This window comes from thiotrophic endosymbiont of Bathymodiolus puteoserpentis (Logatchev) (genome assembly GCF_900127505.1).
Lineage (GTDB): Bacteria > Pseudomonadota > Gammaproteobacteria > PS1 > Pseudothioglobaceae > Thiodubiliella.
This window is the reverse complement of the sequence record NZ_UEXF01000019.1, coordinates 113,720-131,044: the sequence shown is the minus strand read 5'-3', so window position 1 is coordinate 131,044 and position 17,325 is coordinate 113,720. Positions and strand designations below refer to the sequence as shown.

The following is a 17,325-nucleotide window of genomic DNA, read 5'->3' as shown; positions in this document are numbered from 1 at the left end:
GCCAGTCATGATAAAAATATTCACGACTCAAAAACCTTAAATGTTGCCATAAGCTATGCTAATAGCAACAGAAACAAACCCATCAAACAAGCGGTATGCGACCGAGGCTGGTAGTACTCGGTGCAAACATCATTTTGCCTAAAAAAGCCCTTAAGCGAGACAATCGTTATCAACAAGACAAAAAGCGCAAACTGTGTAAAAGACGTGCAGCGATTGAGCCGATTATCGGACATCTTAAATCAGATTTTAGACTCTCTAGAAACCTACTCAAAGGGCAAGTTGGTGATGAGATTAATGTTTTAATGGCTGCCTGTGCTTGGAATTTGAGAAAATGGCTGGTGATAGCCACTATTTTTTTGTTTTGGCAAAAACTGGGCTTATTTTTTGTAAAATACCTAAGGTTTTTTGTGGTGCTGGATAAAAAGCAGTTTTGTTGATTTAGATGGTTGGGAAAATGGGTGGTTTTGGTTTGGAGTGGTTTTTAAGGGGCGACTATTTAAACAACGGAGTTTCTATTTTTAGCGGGCGTTAGAAATGGGAGGATTGCAATTAAATTTTGAACGACATAAGATTTAAGAACTACATTCATTAAAGATTTTCGCATCACATTGAGTGCAAATATCACGATCAAGTCGTCTGTAGATAGTGCGAATGGCAATGCTTTTAGAATCAAAGAAGTTTATCCTGCCAATTTTTTTGACAAAGTGAGCCTGCGCTAAAAACTGATAAACGGGTGCCTTAAGTCCAACAAAATACAAACCACCGTCTTTTCTTTTTAATCTATTGTGTTCGGAGATTAAAGTTTCCATACCTGATAAATCTATAAAATTAATCCCACTAGCAACAATCAAAATATGGTGAATATTTTGCCCATCAGATATTTTTTCAATTTTTTTCTGAATATGGTTAATTGAGCCAAAATAAATCGACATATCGATTCGAATTATCTTTAACTGTGGGCACTGTCTAAGTGGTTTTTTAGCAATATTTATAAAACTTCTAGAGCCCTCGTTATTCATGTTATCTATTGACAAAGTAGGGATTCTTGGGGTTGAGGTTTTTGCTAAAAACAACACTAAAGACAATAACACACCCAAATAAATAGCGAATTCTAATTCGAGGAATAGTGTTGCTAAAAAAGTCGTAATTAAAATTGCAGATTCTGATTTGCTGTATTTAAAAATCTTCACAATATGCTTGGTATCAATCAAATTATAAGCAACCAACAAAATAACACCGCCCATCGCAGTGATTGGCAGATAAGCCGTTAGTGGTGCAATCAGTAATACAATAACCATTAAAAATAGTGCAGCAAAAATAGCTGAAAGCGGTGTTTTTGCACCAGATTCATAGTTAATGCCCGATCTGGTGAAAGAACCTGATCCTGCATAACTAGAAAAGAAGCTACCAAATATGTTGGACATTCCCTGTCCAACAAACTCTTGATTGGGGTTTATTCTTTGATTGGATTTTGTCGCAACAGCTCTACTAATTGAAACTGCTTCAATCAACCCCAATAGTGCAATTGCAAAAGCTTCTGATGCCAGTATAGAAATTGTAGAAAATGAAAAATCAGGCATTGACAAAGGCGGTAAATACGCAGGAATTTCACCAACAAGAGCAATATTTGTTGAGACTCCAAATTTAGGCAAGTAAAACGCTAAAACACTACCCAATATCATGCCAATTAAAAGATTGGGGGATTTTGGTAAAAATCTTTTAAACAAGACTGCGCTAAACAGTGTGACTAATGCGATTATCAGTAGATAAATATCAAAACCAGAAAGACCTTGATATAAATCAATCCAAACATGTAAGAACGATTCCCCTTTAGGTATATGAATACCAGTAATGTGTTTTAATTGGCTGGTTGCAATCAAAATTGCTGCCCCTGAGGTAAAACCAATAATTACCGTATGTGAGACAAAGTTTACCAAAGTTCCAAATCTGGCTAAACCAAATGCAAATTGATAAACCCCAGCAAGAAAAGTTAAAGTAAGTGCCATTGAGACAAATTCTGGAGAACCTGGCTCAACATGTCTACTAATAGTAGAAAACATAACAATAGAAATGGCGGTTGTCGGCCCTGAAATCAAATGATAGGATGAACCAAATAGTGCGGCAATAATCGGGGTAATCATTGCTGTATATAAGCCGTATTCTGGTGGTAGTCCTGCAATGGTTGCAAAAGCAACACCTTGAGGTAAGACCACCACTGCACCAGTAAAGCCTGCAATAATGTCTGCTTTTATAGTGCTTTTATTGATTGTTTTAAACCACGCTAGAAATGGCAACAATGAAATTAGTCTAGTTTTCACGAGTGACCTACTTCTACTGTTCTTAATTTTTTAGCCAGTTTGTCTAATGAGGCATTAATGAGTTTAAAACCTCCCTCGGCACCGTATAGTTTAGCGATTTCAAGTGCTTCGTTGATAACCACCTTGTAAGGCACTTCAATTGAGTTTTGTAGCTCGTATGCACCCAAGTAAAGCACAGCGTGCTCTACCGATCCGAGTTCCTCAGTGTCGCGACTGATGGTGGATGCAATGAGTTCGTCTAACTCAGTACGATTTTTTAGAATGTTGATAAATAGGTTAGAAAAGAACGCTTTTGAAATTTTCCCAGACTTTTGATTTAAAAATTGTTGTTCGATTTGTAGCACTTCGCCACCTGATAGCATATATTGGTATAAGGCTTGGACGACGCGCTCTCTAGAGCGATGTTTAGGGGTTGTGAATGTCATTGTTCAGGATGGGCTCTAAGTTTGGTCAAGTAAATACAGCATTTCAATCATTGCCATGGTTGCCTCTTCACCTTTATTGCCTTTATAACCACCTGCTCTACCGGTGGCTTGCTCCATATTGCTGGTGGTAAGCACGCCAAAAGTGGTCGGCACTTCATACTGGTACGAGACATCTGCTACACCTCGCGCACACTCGCTACATACAAAATCAAAATGTGGGGTTTCACCGTTAATGACTGCACCTAAAGTCACAATGCCGTGATATTTGCCATTTTTTGCTAATTTTTTCGCCAGTAATGGAATTTCAAAAGCACCAGGCACATAAAAAATATCAACACTGTTCTCGTTAACACCGTATTTAGCTAAGGTCTCTTGTGCAGCAAAGAGTAATTTATTGCCAATTTCTTGATAAAAATAACCCACAGTAATGGCAATTTTCTTATCTTTTAGAAAGTTCTTGTTGCTATTTTTATCAAATTTAAAATTCATTATTTTTCACCTGTAATATATTCAACCACTTCCAAACCAAAGCCCTTTAAGGCATTTAACTTTCTTGGGCTACCTAAAATACGCATTTTCCCTACACCTAAATCAGACAAGATTTGTGCGCCTACCCCGTAGGTTTTAACATCACTACTGGCTTCGTGTGGACGAATAAGCAAGAACACACCGTTATGCTCCTTGCTAATATATGCCAGTGCATCGTCAACATGTAGAGATTTGGTGTTTTCTTGTAAGACATCGGTAAACACATTCTCCATATGCACGCGCACACAAACGGGAGTATCTTTGTCAATATTACCTTTTACTAAAGCGGTGTGTGTTTGCTGGTGGATACTGTCTAAGAAAGAGACTAGTGCCCACTCACCATACTTAGTGCTAAATGGGCGTTCATTAATGCGTTCGATGGTTTTTTCATTTTCCACTCGGTAAGAAATCAAATCTTCAATCGTGCCCCATTTAATACTGTGCTTTTCAGCGAATACCTCCAAATCATCCCTGCGTGCCATTGAGCCATCATCGTTCAAAATCTCAACAATCACTGATGCTGGCTCTAAACCCGCAAGGCGCGCTAAGTCACAACCTGCTTCGGTATGCCCTGGACGAATCAACACACCACCAGGTTGTGCCATTAGTGGAAAAATATGCCCTGGTTGTACGATATCACTAGATTTGGCATTTGGCGCTACAGCGTCGAGTACGGTTTTTGCTCTATCTGCTGCCGAGATGCCTGTTGTAACCCCTGTAGAGGCCTCAATAGAAACGGTAAAGTTAGTGCCATTGGCGTCGTTATTTTGCGTTACCATGAGTGGTAAATTTAACTGTTTGCAGCGCTCTTGAGTAAGGGTTAAACAAATTAAACCCCTGCCATGCGTTGCCATAAAGTTAATGTCTTCTTTGGTGCAAGTTGCTGCAGGAATGATTAAATCCCCTTCATTTTCACGGCCTTCATCATCCATTAAGATAATCATCTTACCTTGCTTGTAATCTTCCAATATCGCTTCAATGCTAGCTTTAGTCTTCATTTTTATTATTTGTTTTTTATTAACTGTTCAAGATGTCGGGCAATAATATCTACTTCCAAGTTGACACTATCACCTATGTTTAAGCACCCTAGCGTTGTTGCTGTTAATGTATGGGGCACAATATTAATGTCAAAACCATTTGCTTTAATGCTATTCACCGTGAGACTTACCCCATTTACGGTAATTGATCCTTTTCTAGCAATGTATTTTACCAAAGATTGAGCCACATTGATTCTAAAACGCATTGATTCTCCTTCCAGTGCTTTATCAGTAACCTCGCCCTGCCCATCCACATGTCCGCTAACCAAATGTCCGTCAATACCTTGATTGAGCCTTAAGGCTTTTTCAAGATTTATCGCATCACCCATTGATAAATCGCCAAAAATAGAGCAATTCAGTGTCTCCTGAGAGACATCTGCTGTGAAACTCTCATTTTCAATTTCAATGACCGTTAAACACACACCATTTACTGCAATACTATCACCAATTGTTACCGTAGAAAAGTCCAAACTACTTGAGGAAAAAGTAAACACTGCACCCTTATCATGCATAGTCTTGCTTTTAACTTGGCCGATAGCTTGAATAATACCTGTAAACATTTATTGAGCCTTTTTTTGATGCAAACAAAAACTCACACTGGCGCCAAATAATACCAATACCCAAGAAAAATAAACCCAAAGCATAAATAAAAGTAACATCGATAATGCGCCATAAATCAACTCGTATAGCGGGAAATAGTTAATGTAAATAAACAAAATAGATTTTAAAATTTCTAAGAAAAATGCCGTCATAAAACCCGATTTGATTGCATTTTTAAAAGTGACTTTTTCACTTGGGATAAAACAATACAACAAACTTAGTCCAATTGCCGAGAGGATAATGGGTAAGCTAGAGACAAAAATCCCACTCATTGGCACGAATATAAAGAATTTTGAAGCACTCAAGTATGAGCTGACAAACAAAGACCCTGCCAAGAACAGTGGACCTAAAGCCAACACCAATAAATATATGAGTAAATCTAAACCAAAATGACGCGTTTTTTTTGCCTCCCATATTGAGTTAATACGATGGTCCACTTCACGAAATAGAAAAAACGCCGCCACCAATAAAAATAACACACTAATGCCTTTAAGTTTTTGTGCGCTGGCGATAAATTGATGAATGTAGTGATTCGCTACTTCGTAATTTTGTGGCAATAACTGTTTAAACAAAAAAACCTCTAGATATTGCTGTAAATCAGCAAAATATGGCGATAAAGAAAATACACTAAATACCAAAGTCAGCGTTGGTACAATCGCAAATAATGTGGAAAACGCCAAAACCGCTGCTGAGTCAAAGCCGTTTTTCGACTTTAAGTGAATTAGCGCTGATTTTAAGAGGTTCACAATTCTTTGTAAGCGTACTTTGGCAAGTCTTTTGCTTTAATGCGTTTAACTTGTTTTTTTTCACTATCCCACACTACGGCATAATACCCCAAAGCTTTACTGACACTCTTTTTCATAGACATTAGAATTTTTTTATCATTTAACATTTTTTAACTCTTGAAATTTCATTCATTATGCTTTGTATTCATAATTTTCTGCTGTATTTTCTGAATGCTTGAATAGTTTGGTAAATCAACAATCCCTCAATAATTCTAAACAAAAAATCCAAAAAATAACTCCAGCTACTCCAGTGATATTCGTTGATAAATAATACTTTATGAGTGGGATTTAGAAATTCGAATATATTCTTCCAATATTTTGAATCATAACCATCAAGAAAACTCCACAAAACAAAAAAATAAAACACGATAGAAAATGATAACAACAAGCCTAAGGGTTTCCAAAAACTCAAACCGAAATTATTTGTATGCTTATTAAACCACAAAGTCGCTCTATCCGAGTGCGAATAACTTTTATTTTCTTTGAGCAATTTGCTATAAAACTCCATTTCTTTGGCATAAAATTTTACTGCTTGCGGGTGGTCGTTATTTCTCAATGCTACATTTTTTAAAACTCTATATGAGTCTCGTTGTTTGCTAAGTTTTTTAGAATCGCTATCATTGTATTGCCCAACTTTTATAACTTCATCGCTCCAAGTTACACTTGTATAATTAATTTCAGTAAAAATATTGTCAAATATTTCCATTTCTTCAAAACTCGATAAATCAATACTCTGGAAGTCTGTTTTGCCAATCGAAGTATTGTTAATTTGAAATTTTTTATTGTTTTGTGTTTCATCTTCTAGATAGGTGTTGCCAAAATATTTATGCTTTATATTTAAAATATTGATTTTATAAAGTTTAAATTTACCTATATTTCTAAAATTTGTAAGCTGAAAATTTTCAAAATGGCAATCTCCAATATTTAATTCTGCATTTTGTGGAAGCCTTAAATTTGATAAAACAAAATCCTTAACACTGACAAAACCAATTCTTAAATATACGCCATCATCAGCAGAACAATCTATTAAATGTAATTTTTCAAGGTGTAATTTTGTTTTTTGAGAAATTTCATATCGTCCAAAATCTGTTCCATGAACTTCTCCATTTCGCAGTTGCACTCTTTTTTCACTATTTCTAATTTTAAGTTTTTTAGCAAAATGACACTGATTAAAAATAAACGATAAGTCATTTTCTGTGTGGTCAAATTCTATTAAACATTCATCTTCAAATTTTGAATTCCAAAAAACTAAATTTGGAATACATTTACATTTTTCCATGTATTCTTTAGAATAAGCATTTGAATTACTCTTATTCTGCTCACCAACAACAAGATAGCCTTGCTTTATTGTTACTTTTTTTGAAAAAATATTATGATAAAAAAGCATTTGTAAAAACGATTTTTTTGCTTTTTCTGATAACTTATCTGCTTCTCTTAAAAACTCAATTAAATATATCTCAAAATTAAAGAAATATCTTCGATTGAGACATTCCTTGCTTGGACTCATATCATCTAAAGACTTAAAACGTTCTATTAATTCAATAAACTCTTCCAAGGAATCTACCGATCGATATTGCTCACCTTCTATTGTTAGACAACCTGACATTACATCGAAATTTTCGTTTCTATAAGCGCATCTATATTTTCGTTTCTATAGAAAATTGATTCTAACACAATGACTGGCTTTATTTTTGACTGACCAAATAATCTTCATAATTGCCAGAATAGTAGTTAGCGCCAGTTTCTGTTAATTCTACAACTTTGGTAGATAAAGAGGAGACAAACTCCCTGTCATGACTAACAAAGATAAGTGTGCCTTCATAGTTTTCCAGTGCAAGGTTGAGCGCCTCAATAGATTCCATATCCAAGTGGTTGGTTGGCTCATCCATGACCAACACATTTGGGTTTTGCAACATTAACTTACCAAACAACATTCTGCCCTTTTCACCGCCAGAAAGCGCTTTAATGCTTTTGTCAATATCATTTTTACCAAATAACATCTTACCTAGAACAGAGCGCATATCTTGTATTTCTTGATTGGGTTTTTTAAATTGTGCCATCCAATCAAGCACACTCATGTCTTCTTCAAAATCAGCACTATGGTCTTGTGCATAATAGCCAATATTGACATTTTCACTCCACTTGATTTTCCCCTTGTCAGCTTCAAGTTCACCAACCAGCGTGCGTAATAGTGTCGTTTTACCGACACCATTTTGCCCAATAATGGCGACACGCTGACCCACTTCAAACAAAAAATTAATATCTTTTAACACCTCTAAACCATCAAAACTTTTGCTTAAACCTTCTACTTCAATAATGTTTCTGTGTAGTGCCTTGTCCTGTCTAAAATTAATATAAGGACTGACGCGTGATGAGGGTCTCATATCATCCAACACAATCTTATCTAACTGCTTTAGGCGTGAGGTCGCTTGCTTGGATTTAGAGGCATTCGCTGAAAACCTAGAAACAAAGTGCTTAAGCTCCTTCATTTTTGCCTCTTTTTTAGCATTATCAGTCTGCATCTTCTCTTGAATAGCGGTCGCTGCAATCATAAAGTCATCGTAATTACCCGGAAAAGTCTTTAACGCACCATAATCCAAATCCGACATATGTGTACACACACCATTTAAGAAATGCCTATCATGCGAAATAATGACCATTGTGGCTTTACGGGCTTTTAACACCCCTTCTAGCCAGCGGATTGAGTTGATGTCTAAGTTGTTGGTCGGCTCGTCAAGTAATAAAATTTCAGGATCAGAGAATAAGGCTTGTGCCAATAGCACACGAAGCTTCCAACCTGGTGCGATTTCGCTCATTAGTCCATAGTGTTGGTCTTCAGGAATATCTAAACCTAAAAGCAACTCACTGGCTGAAGATTCTGCCATATAACCGTCCATTTCAGCAAATTCCATCTCTAATTCTGCAACCTTAACACCATCTTTTTCGCTCATCTCTGGCAAAGCGTAAATACGGTCTCTTTCTGCTTTAATTTTCCAAAGCTTTTCATGACCCATAATAACAGTATCCACCACACGAAAACCCTCAAAAGCAAATTGATCCTGACGCAAAACACCCAAACGCTCGCCATCACTAATGCCAACCGTACCGCTCGTTGGCGTTAATTCACCCGTTAAAATTTTCATAAAAGTTGATTTACCACAACCATTAGCACCAATCAAACCATAACGGTTGTTATCGGAAAACTTGATAGAAATATTTTCAAATAAAGGTTTTTCACCAAATTGCATGGTGATGTTAGCAGTAGAAATCATAGGTTATGTATTTAGAATTTATAAAACGCAACATTATCCCATATCAGGCGTCAGTCCAACTTAAATAAATAGAAACCTTTGCGTAAATAGGGATGATTGGCAAAATCCAATTTCTGCCCAATTGGTAATTTATTTAAACCTTGTCCTAGCAGGGCTAAGGCTGGGTTTACCCTCCTAGAGAACTGCTGGGTATCGCTGGAAAAATCGCCAAATGGGTGAAAAGTGGGTTTATGGTGATTGTTCATATTTATGCAAAGGTCTCAAATAGGATAAAATGCAAGACTTATGTTTGACACGATTGAACAAAAACCCGACAAAAAATTATTACTTGCTATTTTGGCATTAACCCTATTTGGTTGGATAATGTCATCTTCTGCTTCAGTTGGACATTTCGGTACTTTTTCTTTCGCATTCAAGCAAGGTGTTTTTATTCTTTTAGGTATTGTTACCGGTGTTGTCATCTTAAGATTGCCACTTTCATTTTTTAAAAGACACTCCCTACTCGCCTTTGGTATCACGCTTTTCTTGCTTTTTCTCGTATTTCTACCTGATATCGGTGCTGGAAAAATTAATGGTGCTTATCGTTGGATTGATTTGGGAATATTTAATTTTCAACCTTCTGAAATGATGAAGATGGTTATGATTTTATTTATGGCTAATTTCTTAGTTGAACAAGAAGAATATATAACCAAATCGTTAAAGGGTCTTTTCAAGGCTATATTTATTGTTAGCTTGTCTGGCGCACTCACGATAGCGGAAACCGACCTTGGCGCTACTATCATTATTACTGCAACGGCACTTATTATGGTGTTTATAGCAGGTTCTTATATTAAAGAATTGTTTTATATTGGCACTATAATTCTATTTGGACTTTCTATTTTTGTTTATTTCAACCCAGCAAGATGGGGCAGAGCGATATCGTTTTGGACTAATGATTTATGGGGGAAGGATGGCGTATATCAAACCAAACAGGCTTTACTTGGTATTGCTAGAGGGGATTGGTTTGGTACAGGTCTAGGGTCTGGCATTCAAAAATACACCAAACTACCAGAGCCTCATACCGATATGATTTTTGCTATAACCGGTGAAGAGCTTGGCATTGTTGGCATGTTGTTTATCTTATTGAGTTTTGCTTATATTTTAACCAAAGGCTTTAAGATTGCTGCTAAAGCATCCAAAGATGGTAGAAAATATAGCTATTATGTTGCTTATGGTATTTGCTCATGGTTTGCTATGCAAATTAGTGTCAATATTGCGATGAATATCGGTCTAATGCCTATTAAAGGCTTTACTTTGCCACTCATTAGTTATGGTGGTAGTAGTATGATTTTTACCATCACTGCACTGGCATTGTTACTTAGAATAGATATGGAAAACAGAGCGGGTTATAGCAAACGAAAGTCCTATGTTTAAAACAACACAAAAAAAAACTATTTTAATAATGGCAGGTGGCACTGGTGGGCATATATTTCCTGCTCTAGCAATCGCTAAAGAATTAAGCACGCATTCTGTTAATGTTGAGTGGCTAGGCTCAAAGCGCGGTATGGAAAACATACTTGTGCCTAAGCACAATATCAAGCTCCACAGCGTAAGTGCCGTTGGTTTGCGTGGTAAAAATCTATTAACACTTGCCAAAGCGCCTCTTTTGTTGTTAATCGCCCTATTCCAAACCTTTAAAGTGTTTCTTAGTCTTAAACCTGATGTGGTGCTAGGTATGGGTGGTTTTGCCTCAGGACTTGGTGGCATAGTAGCATGGTTGCTGCACACCCCCCTAGTGATTCACGAACAAAACTCAATTCCTGGGACGACTAACAAAATTCTCTCCAAGTTTGCCACACAAACTTTTCAAGCCTTTGATGGTGTATTTAGTGGTGCAATCACTTCTGGAAACCCTGTGTTGTTTAAAACTAAAACGAATAGCGCTAATAATGAAAAACTTAATTTATTGATTGTTGGTGGCAGTCTAGGCTCTAAACCTATTAATGATATTGTTAGCAATCTGAAACTTGATATCAATATTTGGCATCAAACTGGCAAACAGCACTTAGAGGCTGTTAGGAGTCAATATAGTAATAAAAACGCAAAAATAACCCCATTTATTGATGATATGGCGCAAGCCTACGCATGGGCAGATGTGGTTTTATGTCGTTCTGGTGCGATGACAGTATCAGAATTAATGCTATCAGCCAAGCCAAGCATTTTAATCCCCCTACCTCACGCTATTGATAATCATCAATTTTATAACGCTAAAATTTTAGCCAATAATAATGCTGGAATATTGATTGAACAAAAAGATTTAACGCTTGAATTACTTGAAAAAACGCTACTTAAACTCAACAAAACACAGATTCAGAAAATGTCAGAAAACGCCAAAAAACTGGCAAAACCTGATGCTGCAAAATTAATGAGTGATTATTTAATGACTGTTTAACAATTGTTGATTGATACCCAATCTCTCAAATAAAATCTGATCGGTATTGGTATCCGGGTTATCCGTTGTTAGTAACTGATCGCCATAAAAGATAGAGTTTGCACCCGCAAAGAAACACAGTGCTTGCATTGCTTCCCCCATCTCTGTACGCCCCGCTGATAGACGCACCACTGATTTTGGCATCATGAGTCGCGCTACAGCAATAGTACGCACAAACTCGCTTTCTGTTGGTGGCTCAATCGCCTCAAACGGTGTACCAGGAATTGGCACTAAGAGATTTAACGGCACACTGTCTGGGTGTTTTTCTAAATTAGCCAAAGAACGCAACATAGACGCCCTATCAGTCTGACCTTCGCCCAAACCTAAAATGCCACCACTACAGACATGAATATCCGCATTTTGCACGGATTCTAAAGTATTTAAACGGTCTTGAAAGCTACGCGTGGTAATGACATTTGAGTAATTCTCTTTTGATGTGTCAATGTTGTGGTTGTAGTAATCTAAACCAGCCTCTTTAAGGGTAAAGGCTTGTTCTTGCGTCAACATACCCAAAGTGACGCAAGTTTCCAGCCCCATCGCTTTCACACCTTGAATCATTGGAATAACTTTATCCAAACTTTTATCGGTAGGATTGCGCCACGCAGCGCCCATACAAAAGCGTGTTGCGCCTTTATCTTTGGCTTCTTGTGCTTGCTTAAGCACCGCATCAACTTCCATTAATTTTTCACGCTCTAAACCTGTATCGTATTTAGAACTTTGTGAACAGTACGAGCAATCTTCAGGACAAGCACCTGTTTTAATATTCAACAACGAGCTAACTTGCACCTGATTTGGATTAAAGTTTTTTCTATGAAGTGTGTGCGCTTGAAACAACAAATCATTAAAAGGCAGTGCAAATAAAGCCTCAACCTCTGCCAGAGCCCAATCGTTTCTTAATTCTTTCATAAATTATCTCATCAAATAATTTTTGCTATTTTACAGACTTTTAGACATAAAAAAGCCGTGCTAAAACACGGCTTTTTTATTGGTTAAAACTAAGCTTATTAACAACTGTAATACATATCAAACTCAACAGGATGCGGAGAAGCGCGCAATGCTGTTACCTCTTCCATTTTAAGTTTGATAAATGAGTCAATCACATTATCCGTAAACACACCGCCTTGCTTTAAAAATTCACGGTCTTTATCTAAAGCCTCAAGTGCTTGACCTAATGAACCACAAACTCTAGGAATAGATGCCTTTTCTTTCTCTGACAATTCATATAAATCTTCATCCCCTGGTTTGCCTGGGTCAATCTTATTTTTAATGCCGTCAAGACCTGCCATTAACATCGCTGCAAACGCAAGGTATGGATTGGCTGTTGGATCTGGAAAACGCACCTCAATACGACGACCTTTTGGATTAGACACAAAAGGAATACGAATAGCAGCAGAACGGTTTTTAGCTGAATATGCTAACATTTCAGGTGCTTCAAAGCCTGGCACCAAACGCTTGTAAGAGTTAGTAGAGGAATTGGTAAAGGCATTAAGTGCTTGAGCATGCTTGATAATACCACCAATATAGTAAAGTGCCATCTGACTCAACTGACCATATTCATCACCATCAAATAAGTTTTTACCATCTTTGGTGATTGACTGATGAACATGCATGCCATTACCATTATCAACCGCAATTGGCTTAGGCATAAAAGTGGCTGTTTTGCCATACATATGTGCTACATTATGGATGCAGTATTTTAAGATTTGAGTCTCATCTGCTTTCTTTACCAAAGTATTATACAAAGCACCAATCTCACATTGACCTGCTGTACCTACTTCATGATGATGCACCTCAGTGACCACCCCCATCTCTTCAATGGCTAAACACATTTGTGAGCGCAAATCATGCAACGAATCCACAGGTGGTACTGGGAAGTAGCCGCCTTTAATTCTAGGACGGTGTCCCTTGTTGCCACCTTCAAAATCAGAACCCGACTCCCAGTCTGCTTCTTCAGAATTAATTTCATAAAAGGCTTTACCCAAGCCAAAACCTGTATCCCACTTGACACTATCAAAAACAAAAAACTCCGGCTCATTGCCAAAATAAGCAGTGTCACCAATCCCTGTTTCATTTAAGTAATCTTCAGCGCGCTTGGCAATAGAACGAGGGTCTTTTTCATAGCCTTTCATATCATTTGATTCAATGATATCGCAAGTAATATTCAAAGTAGATTCTTCAGTAAATGGGTCCAAGACTGCCGTTGCTGTATCTGGCTTCATAATCATGTCAGATTCATTAATTGGCTTCCAGCCAGCGATTGAAGAGCCGTCAAACATTTGCCCTTCTTCTAACTTCTCAGCGTTAATGGTGTGAGCTGGTACACTCACATGTTGTTCTTTACCTATAGTATCAGTAAAACGAAAATCAATGAATTTTACTTCGTTATCTTTTATCATCTTCATTACATTTTTTGCAGACATATCTTCTCCTATTTTTAAATTAGTTAGTTATTAGCAGTTATTGTTAAGCAGTCTGCACCGTTGCAAACAAAATTGTTTTTGTTAAAAAACAATCGCATAATTCTACCCTATTTTTAATGCCGAATACTCAAAATATCACCTGTTTTGCAGTTTTTTCTATCCAATATCTAAGATTATCACACCCATTGTTTTCAATCCAGTCATAAACCTTATAATTTTTTTATGCAAAAGTTTTTTTATAAACGCTCAAAGGGTTTTTTCTATAATTACCAAAAAAAATTAACACCCAGTGAGACCTTTACATGAATAGAAATAATCATTAAAAACCCACTTTTTACCCAATTGTCAATTTTTCCAGCGACACCCAGCAGTCCTCTATGAGGGTAAACCCAGCCTTAGCCTTGCTAAGACAAGGTTTAAAGAAATCATCAGTTGGGCAAAAATTGGCTTTTGCCAATCATCTCTATTAAGATAGAGATGATTTTATAAGGCACAATCCTTATAATGCATACTCTTATAAATATTAAATTAAAAAAGCGCTAGCAATTATGAACACCCTAGAACTTTATCACCAAACTTATATCCACGACACAGGCAACAACCTAACCCACCTTTTACACCAAGCAAACAGTAGCATCTGGCAACAAATCCTGACCATCCACCCAAACAACAACCGCGGTACTGAAACCCAGCAATCCACCAGCGACTTTGATGCCAACGGCAACTTACTAACTCTTGACAATATTGGCGACCTAGATTGGCACTACAACAACACGCTTAACCAGCTTACTAAAACAGACAAAAGCAACACTACAGAGTACTATGTCTATAACTACCAAGGTAATCGAGTTCGTACTGTAATTGAATCTGACCACCAAGCGCAAAACCAAAGAGACTACCTGCCTTCACTAGAGATTTCAACCAACGAAGCAAAACAACAAAGTAGTACCCTGCACATCGGCACTCACATTCTGAGTGAAAGCAGTAAAGACAACACACAAAACCCCGCTCAAACTCGCTACCAACTCATCAGTCACCTACAGTCCAACACCTTAGAATTGGATGATCAAGCCCAAACCTTTAGCTACGAACATTACTATCCTTATGGCGGCACTGCCCTTATCGCTGGCAAAGACAAAACCAAAGTGCAACAAAAACGCTACCGCTACACAGGTAAAGAAAGAGACGACAGCAGTGGTTTGTGCTACTACGGTGCTAGGTACCTAACCCCTTGGTTGGCAAGATGGATAAGCCCCGATTCAGCGGGTGCGGTTGATAGCCTAAATTTGTATATTTATGTGGGTAATAATCCCCTTAAATACACAGACCCGACAGGGCACGTTAAAGTTTACCCACCTAACACGAGTTTACCCCATTATGAAATAGATGTACTAAGTCCAATTGAAGGTACTTATCAGAATAATAATTTATTTTATTTTCCTGAATCGTATGAAAGACTGGAAAATATTGTCAGGACTTATCCTGCTGATAAACTGAACTTGTTAAACACTAGTACAGAATTTTTCATAAAATCAGAAGACAGTAACGGGGGAGCGCTAATAGTTAAAGCCCTTTCTTGTCCGCCTTCTGATACTTTTACGAATATTATGAACTTTTCCACAGGGGGGTTAGTTTTTAATGCAAATTTTAAAAATATAAGACAAAATCGTCGTTCTGGCTTGAACGCAACAGAGGTAATCTCTTATCAGTATTTAGGGATGACAAAAATAGCAGGCGCATTAAATATGCTGCCTAAAACAATGCTACGCCAGTCTATAATCAACCCCAGCACACAAGAAGCAATGAGGATTTATCGAACGGATAAAAATTACTCAAGGTTTTATCATAATTTTCTTATCGAGAGTGATAATGGCAGATCTTCTTTAAGGATTGCCAATACTTTTAGTCTTGAGGTGTCCTCTGTAGAATTAGAGGCTATTGGCAATAATATTCGCCTACATTTAAAACCAAAAATGCCTTTAATATCTGCTGAAGAACCCCTACCACCTCGTGAAGGTATGCGTGAATATTTTGCACTTGCTAAAATAAGGCGACAAAAAAACCACTGTGCCATATTATGATTTCACCAGAACCCTACCAGCAAACCTACACCTACGACATAGGCAATAACCTAATCCACCTCTCACACCAAGCAAAAAGTAACACTTGGCAACAAACCATCTCCATTCACCCTAACAACAACCGTGGTACCGAAACCCAACAATCCGCATCTGACTTTGATGCCAATAGCAATCTATTAAACTTAAACTGTAATGGTCTAACAATCTTAGACACAAAGATAGCCTTATAATACAAAATACAAGGAGGTCAATAATGACACAAATAATAAAATCTAGAAAAGAACGAGCTAACTTTACAATTGAACAAAAATTAGATTATGCCAAACTCATGGTTAATGAAAACTATTCTAACAAAAAGATTGTAGCAATCTCAGGTGCTGGCCCATCTGCAGTTACTCGTTGGAAGAAACAATACCTAGCTGAAATAAGCGGACAAACGCCTAAATCAAGCAAAGCCATGACACCCGAGCAACAAGAAATACAATCGCTCAAGAAACAACTCTGGCGTTCGCAAAGGGACAATGAAATCTTAAAAAAAAGCAACAGCCTTGTTCGCAGTGGACAATCAAAACACATTATGATTGCTAAAATGAACAGGGCTTGTAAACAGTATAAAACCAAAGAATTGTGCCAATTACTCAAACTTCCTCGCAGTAGTTATTACTATCAAGTCAAAGATAAGTCGCTCAATGATAATACCAATGCCATGATTAAATTCATTAAACAAACTGCCATTGAAGTTGGACACACCTATGGCAAACGCAGGATGCGAGTGTCTTTAAATAGTCGCCCCTTAAAAACCACTCCAAACAAACCAAACCCCTCCATTTTTCCAACCATCTAAATCAACAAAACTGCTTTTTATCCAGTACCACAAAAAACCTTAGGTGAGACCTTTGCATAACCCAACCAAAAAACCACCAATCTGATAAAACAACACCCATAAAACACCCAAAATATCTTGGAAAAACACCCAACAAAATTCATTTGCAGATTCTCTTGTTATTGAACATAAATCTCTATCAGAACTAGACGATGTGCATAACATCATTAACTGGGGCGAGATAGAACAAACACTATCAAATCTTTATACCTCCAAAACAGCTGCAAGCGCCTATCCACCCATAATGATGTTTAAAATCCTAATTCTTCAGGCTTGGTATGCGCTTAGCGATGAAGCCTTAGAAAAACAAATTGCTAGAGATTTAATGTTCAGACGCTTCATTGATTTAAGTTTAAGCGAAGCAGTGCCAGACCATTCCACCATTTGGCGTTTTAGACAATTACTCAATACTGAAAATTTGCTAGAAGCACTACTAGAACAAATCAATCATCATTTAGAACAAAACAGTATTATTGTTTCTCTAGGTTCAATCAACATTATTGATG

18 protein-coding genes and 1 pseudogene are annotated in these 17,325 nt (G+C 37.2%); 7 read left to right on the top strand and 12 right to left on the bottom strand.

Translation table 11 applies throughout. The features are described 5' to 3' along the window. Positions 1 to 197: 197 nt before the first annotated feature. Positions 198 to 437, top strand: a pseudogene (locus BHECKSOX2_RS10575) (transposase); the annotation flags it as partial. 135 nt (positions 438 to 572) lie between these two features. On the opposite strand, the gene BHECKSOX2_RS02540 reads toward BHECKSOX2_RS10575, so the two are convergent. From BHECKSOX2_RS02540 to BHECKSOX2_RS02495, 10 genes are all read right to left on the bottom strand, one after another. After that, entirely contained in the window at positions 573 to 2,318 is a 1,746-nt protein-coding gene (locus BHECKSOX2_RS02540) for a SulP family inorganic anion transporter (RefSeq protein WP_139682325.1), read from the bottom strand. Further along, positions 2,315 to 2,743, bottom strand: coding sequence for a transcription antitermination factor NusB (gene nusB, locus BHECKSOX2_RS02535; protein ID WP_139682324.1), 429 nt, complete (start codon positions 2,741 to 2,743; stop codon positions 2,315 to 2,317). The genes BHECKSOX2_RS02540 and nusB overlap by 4 nt, the downstream gene beginning before the upstream one ends. Positions 2,744 to 2,758: 15 nt before the next feature. After that, on the bottom strand, positions 2,759 to 3,232 hold the full coding sequence (gene ribH, locus BHECKSOX2_RS02530; protein ID WP_139682323.1) for a 6,7-dimethyl-8-ribityllumazine synthase: 474 nt from the start codon (positions 3,230 to 3,232) through the stop codon (positions 2,759 to 2,761). Beyond that, positions 3,232 to 4,269, bottom strand: a complete 1,038-nt coding sequence (gene ribB / locus BHECKSOX2_RS02525; RefSeq protein ID WP_139682322.1) for a 3,4-dihydroxy-2-butanone-4-phosphate synthase — start codon at positions 4,267 to 4,269, stop codon at positions 3,232 to 3,234. The genes ribH and ribB overlap by 1 nt, the downstream gene beginning before the upstream one ends. Before the next feature lie 5 nt (positions 4,270 to 4,274). After that, positions 4,275 to 4,868: a riboflavin synthase gene (locus tag BHECKSOX2_RS02520; protein ID WP_139682321.1), complete on the bottom strand. Its 594-nt coding sequence runs from the start codon at positions 4,866 to 4,868 to the stop codon at positions 4,275 to 4,277. Continuing rightward, positions 4,869 to 5,654: a YihY family inner membrane protein gene (locus tag BHECKSOX2_RS02515; protein ID WP_180323627.1), complete on the bottom strand. Its 786-nt coding sequence runs from the start codon at positions 5,652 to 5,654 to the stop codon at positions 4,869 to 4,871. Beyond that, positions 5,651 to 5,800: a hypothetical protein gene (locus tag BHECKSOX2_RS02510; RefSeq protein WP_180323626.1), complete on the bottom strand. Its 150-nt coding sequence runs from the start codon at positions 5,798 to 5,800 to the stop codon at positions 5,651 to 5,653. Before BHECKSOX2_RS02510 ends, BHECKSOX2_RS02515 begins: the two co-directional genes overlap by 4 nt. A 38-nt stretch (positions 5,801 to 5,838) precedes the next feature. Continuing rightward, positions 5,839 to 7,299, bottom strand: coding sequence for a hypothetical protein (locus tag BHECKSOX2_RS02505; protein WP_139682319.1), 1,461 nt, complete (start codon positions 7,297 to 7,299; stop codon positions 5,839 to 5,841). A gap of 79 nt (positions 7,300 to 7,378) precedes the next feature. After that, complete coding sequence (locus BHECKSOX2_RS02500) at positions 7,379 to 8,965, bottom strand: ABC-F family ATPase (protein ID WP_139682318.1); 1,587 nt, start codon at positions 8,963 to 8,965, stop codon at positions 7,379 to 7,381. A gap of 50 nt (positions 8,966 to 9,015) precedes the next feature. After that, positions 9,016 to 9,210 carry a hypothetical protein gene (locus BHECKSOX2_RS02495; protein WP_180323625.1) on the bottom strand — a complete coding sequence of 65 codons (195 nt, stop codon included), beginning with the start codon at positions 9,208 to 9,210 and terminating at the stop codon, positions 9,016 to 9,018. 40 nt (positions 9,211 to 9,250) lie between these two features. Here BHECKSOX2_RS02495 and BHECKSOX2_RS02490 point away from each other — a divergent pair, with 40 nt between their 5' ends. Both BHECKSOX2_RS02490 and murG read left to right on the top strand, forming a co-directional pair. Next, positions 9,251 to 10,378 carry a peptidoglycan glycosyltransferase FtsW gene (locus BHECKSOX2_RS02490; protein WP_139682317.1) on the top strand — a complete coding sequence of 376 codons (1,128 nt, stop codon included), beginning with the start codon at positions 9,251 to 9,253 and terminating at the stop codon, positions 10,376 to 10,378. Continuing rightward, positions 10,371 to 11,396 (top strand): undecaprenyldiphospho-muramoylpentapeptide beta-N-acetylglucosaminyltransferase, encoded by a 1,026-nt coding sequence (murG, locus tag BHECKSOX2_RS02485; protein WP_090715876.1) that lies wholly within the window; start codon positions 10,371 to 10,373, stop codon positions 11,394 to 11,396. The genes BHECKSOX2_RS02490 and murG overlap by 8 nt, the downstream gene beginning before the upstream one ends. Here murG and bioB read toward each other — a convergent pair. Together bioB and glnA are read right to left on the bottom strand one after the other, a co-directional pair. Then, complete coding sequence (gene bioB, locus BHECKSOX2_RS02480) at positions 11,382 to 12,341, bottom strand: biotin synthase BioB (RefSeq protein WP_139682316.1); 960 nt, start codon at positions 12,339 to 12,341, stop codon at positions 11,382 to 11,384. The two genes, murG and bioB, sit on opposite strands and share 15 nt — an antisense overlap. 98 nt (positions 12,342 to 12,439) lie before the next feature. Continuing rightward, positions 12,440 to 13,855 carry a type I glutamate--ammonia ligase gene (glnA, locus tag BHECKSOX2_RS02475; RefSeq protein ID WP_090715871.1) on the bottom strand — a complete coding sequence of 472 codons (1,416 nt, stop codon included), beginning with the start codon at positions 13,853 to 13,855 and terminating at the stop codon, positions 12,440 to 12,442. Positions 13,856 to 14,403: 548 nt separating this feature from the next. On the opposite strand from glnA, the gene BHECKSOX2_RS10175 reads away from it, so the two are divergent. The 4 genes from BHECKSOX2_RS10175 to BHECKSOX2_RS02455 form a co-directional block, all read left to right on the top strand. Beyond that, complete coding sequence (locus BHECKSOX2_RS10175) at positions 14,404 to 15,936, top strand: RHS repeat-associated core domain-containing protein (RefSeq protein WP_245391287.1); 1,533 nt, start codon at positions 14,404 to 14,406, stop codon at positions 15,934 to 15,936. Continuing rightward, positions 15,933 to 16,166 carry a hypothetical protein gene (locus BHECKSOX2_RS02465; RefSeq protein ID WP_245391286.1) on the top strand — a complete coding sequence of 78 codons (234 nt, stop codon included), beginning with the start codon at positions 15,933 to 15,935 and terminating at the stop codon, positions 16,164 to 16,166. Before BHECKSOX2_RS10175 ends, BHECKSOX2_RS02465 begins: the two co-directional genes overlap by 4 nt. A gap of 23 nt (positions 16,167 to 16,189) precedes the next feature. Further along, complete coding sequence (locus BHECKSOX2_RS02460) at positions 16,190 to 16,780, top strand: transposase (protein WP_139682315.1); 591 nt, start codon at positions 16,190 to 16,192, stop codon at positions 16,778 to 16,780. A gap of 112 nt (positions 16,781 to 16,892) precedes the next feature. Further along, a partial coding sequence (locus tag BHECKSOX2_RS02455; protein ID WP_139682531.1) for a transposase occupies positions 16,893 to 17,325 on the top strand: 433 nt, incomplete at its 3' end.

What these genes read in the sequence shown, in the direction of transcription:
- nusB (WP_139682324.1), bottom strand. Translation starts at nt 2,743, where the DNA reads ATGACATTCACAACCCCTAAACATCGCTCTAGAGAGCGCGTCGTCCAA.
- ribH (WP_139682323.1), bottom strand. Translation starts at nt 3,232, where the DNA reads ATGAATTTTAAATTTGATAAAAATAGCAACAAGAACTTTCTAAAAGAT.
- ribB (WP_139682322.1), bottom strand. Translation starts at nt 4,269, where the DNA reads ATGAAGACTAAAGCTAGCATTGAAGCGATATTGGAAGATTACAAGCAA.
- BHECKSOX2_RS02520 (WP_139682321.1), bottom strand. Translation starts at nt 4,868, where the DNA reads ATGTTTACAGGTATTATTCAAGCTATCGGCCAAGTTAAAAGCAAGACT.
- BHECKSOX2_RS02510 (WP_180323626.1), bottom strand. Translation starts at nt 5,800, where the DNA reads ATGTTAAATGATAAAAAAATTCTAATGTCTATGAAAAAGAGTGTCAGT.
- BHECKSOX2_RS02505 (WP_139682319.1), bottom strand. Translation starts at nt 7,299, where the DNA reads ATGTCAGGTTGTCTAACAATAGAAGGTGAGCAATATCGATCGGTAGAT.
- BHECKSOX2_RS02500 (WP_139682318.1), bottom strand. Translation starts at nt 8,965, where the DNA reads ATGATTTCTACTGCTAACATCACCATGCAATTTGGTGAAAAACCTTTA.
- BHECKSOX2_RS02495 (WP_180323625.1), bottom strand. Translation starts at nt 9,210, where the DNA reads ATGAACAATCACCATAAACCCACTTTTCACCCATTTGGCGATTTTTCC.
- BHECKSOX2_RS02490 (WP_139682317.1), top strand. Translation starts at nt 9,251, where the DNA reads ATGTTTGACACGATTGAACAAAAACCCGACAAAAAATTATTACTTGCT.
- murG (WP_090715876.1), top strand. Translation starts at nt 10,371, where the DNA reads ATGTTTAAAACAACACAAAAAAAAACTATTTTAATAATGGCAGGTGGC.
- bioB (WP_139682316.1), bottom strand. Translation starts at nt 12,341, where the DNA reads ATGAAAGAATTAAGAAACGATTGGGCTCTGGCAGAGGTTGAGGCTTTA.
- glnA (WP_090715871.1), bottom strand. Translation starts at nt 13,855, where the DNA reads ATGTCTGCAAAAAATGTAATGAAGATGATAAAAGATAACGAAGTAAAA.
- BHECKSOX2_RS10175 (WP_245391287.1), top strand. Translation starts at nt 14,404, where the DNA reads ATGAACACCCTAGAACTTTATCACCAAACTTATATCCACGACACAGGC.
- BHECKSOX2_RS02465 (WP_245391286.1), top strand. Translation starts at nt 15,933, where the DNA reads ATGATTTCACCAGAACCCTACCAGCAAACCTACACCTACGACATAGGC.
- BHECKSOX2_RS02460 (WP_139682315.1), top strand. Translation starts at nt 16,190, where the DNA reads ATGACACAAATAATAAAATCTAGAAAAGAACGAGCTAACTTTACAATT.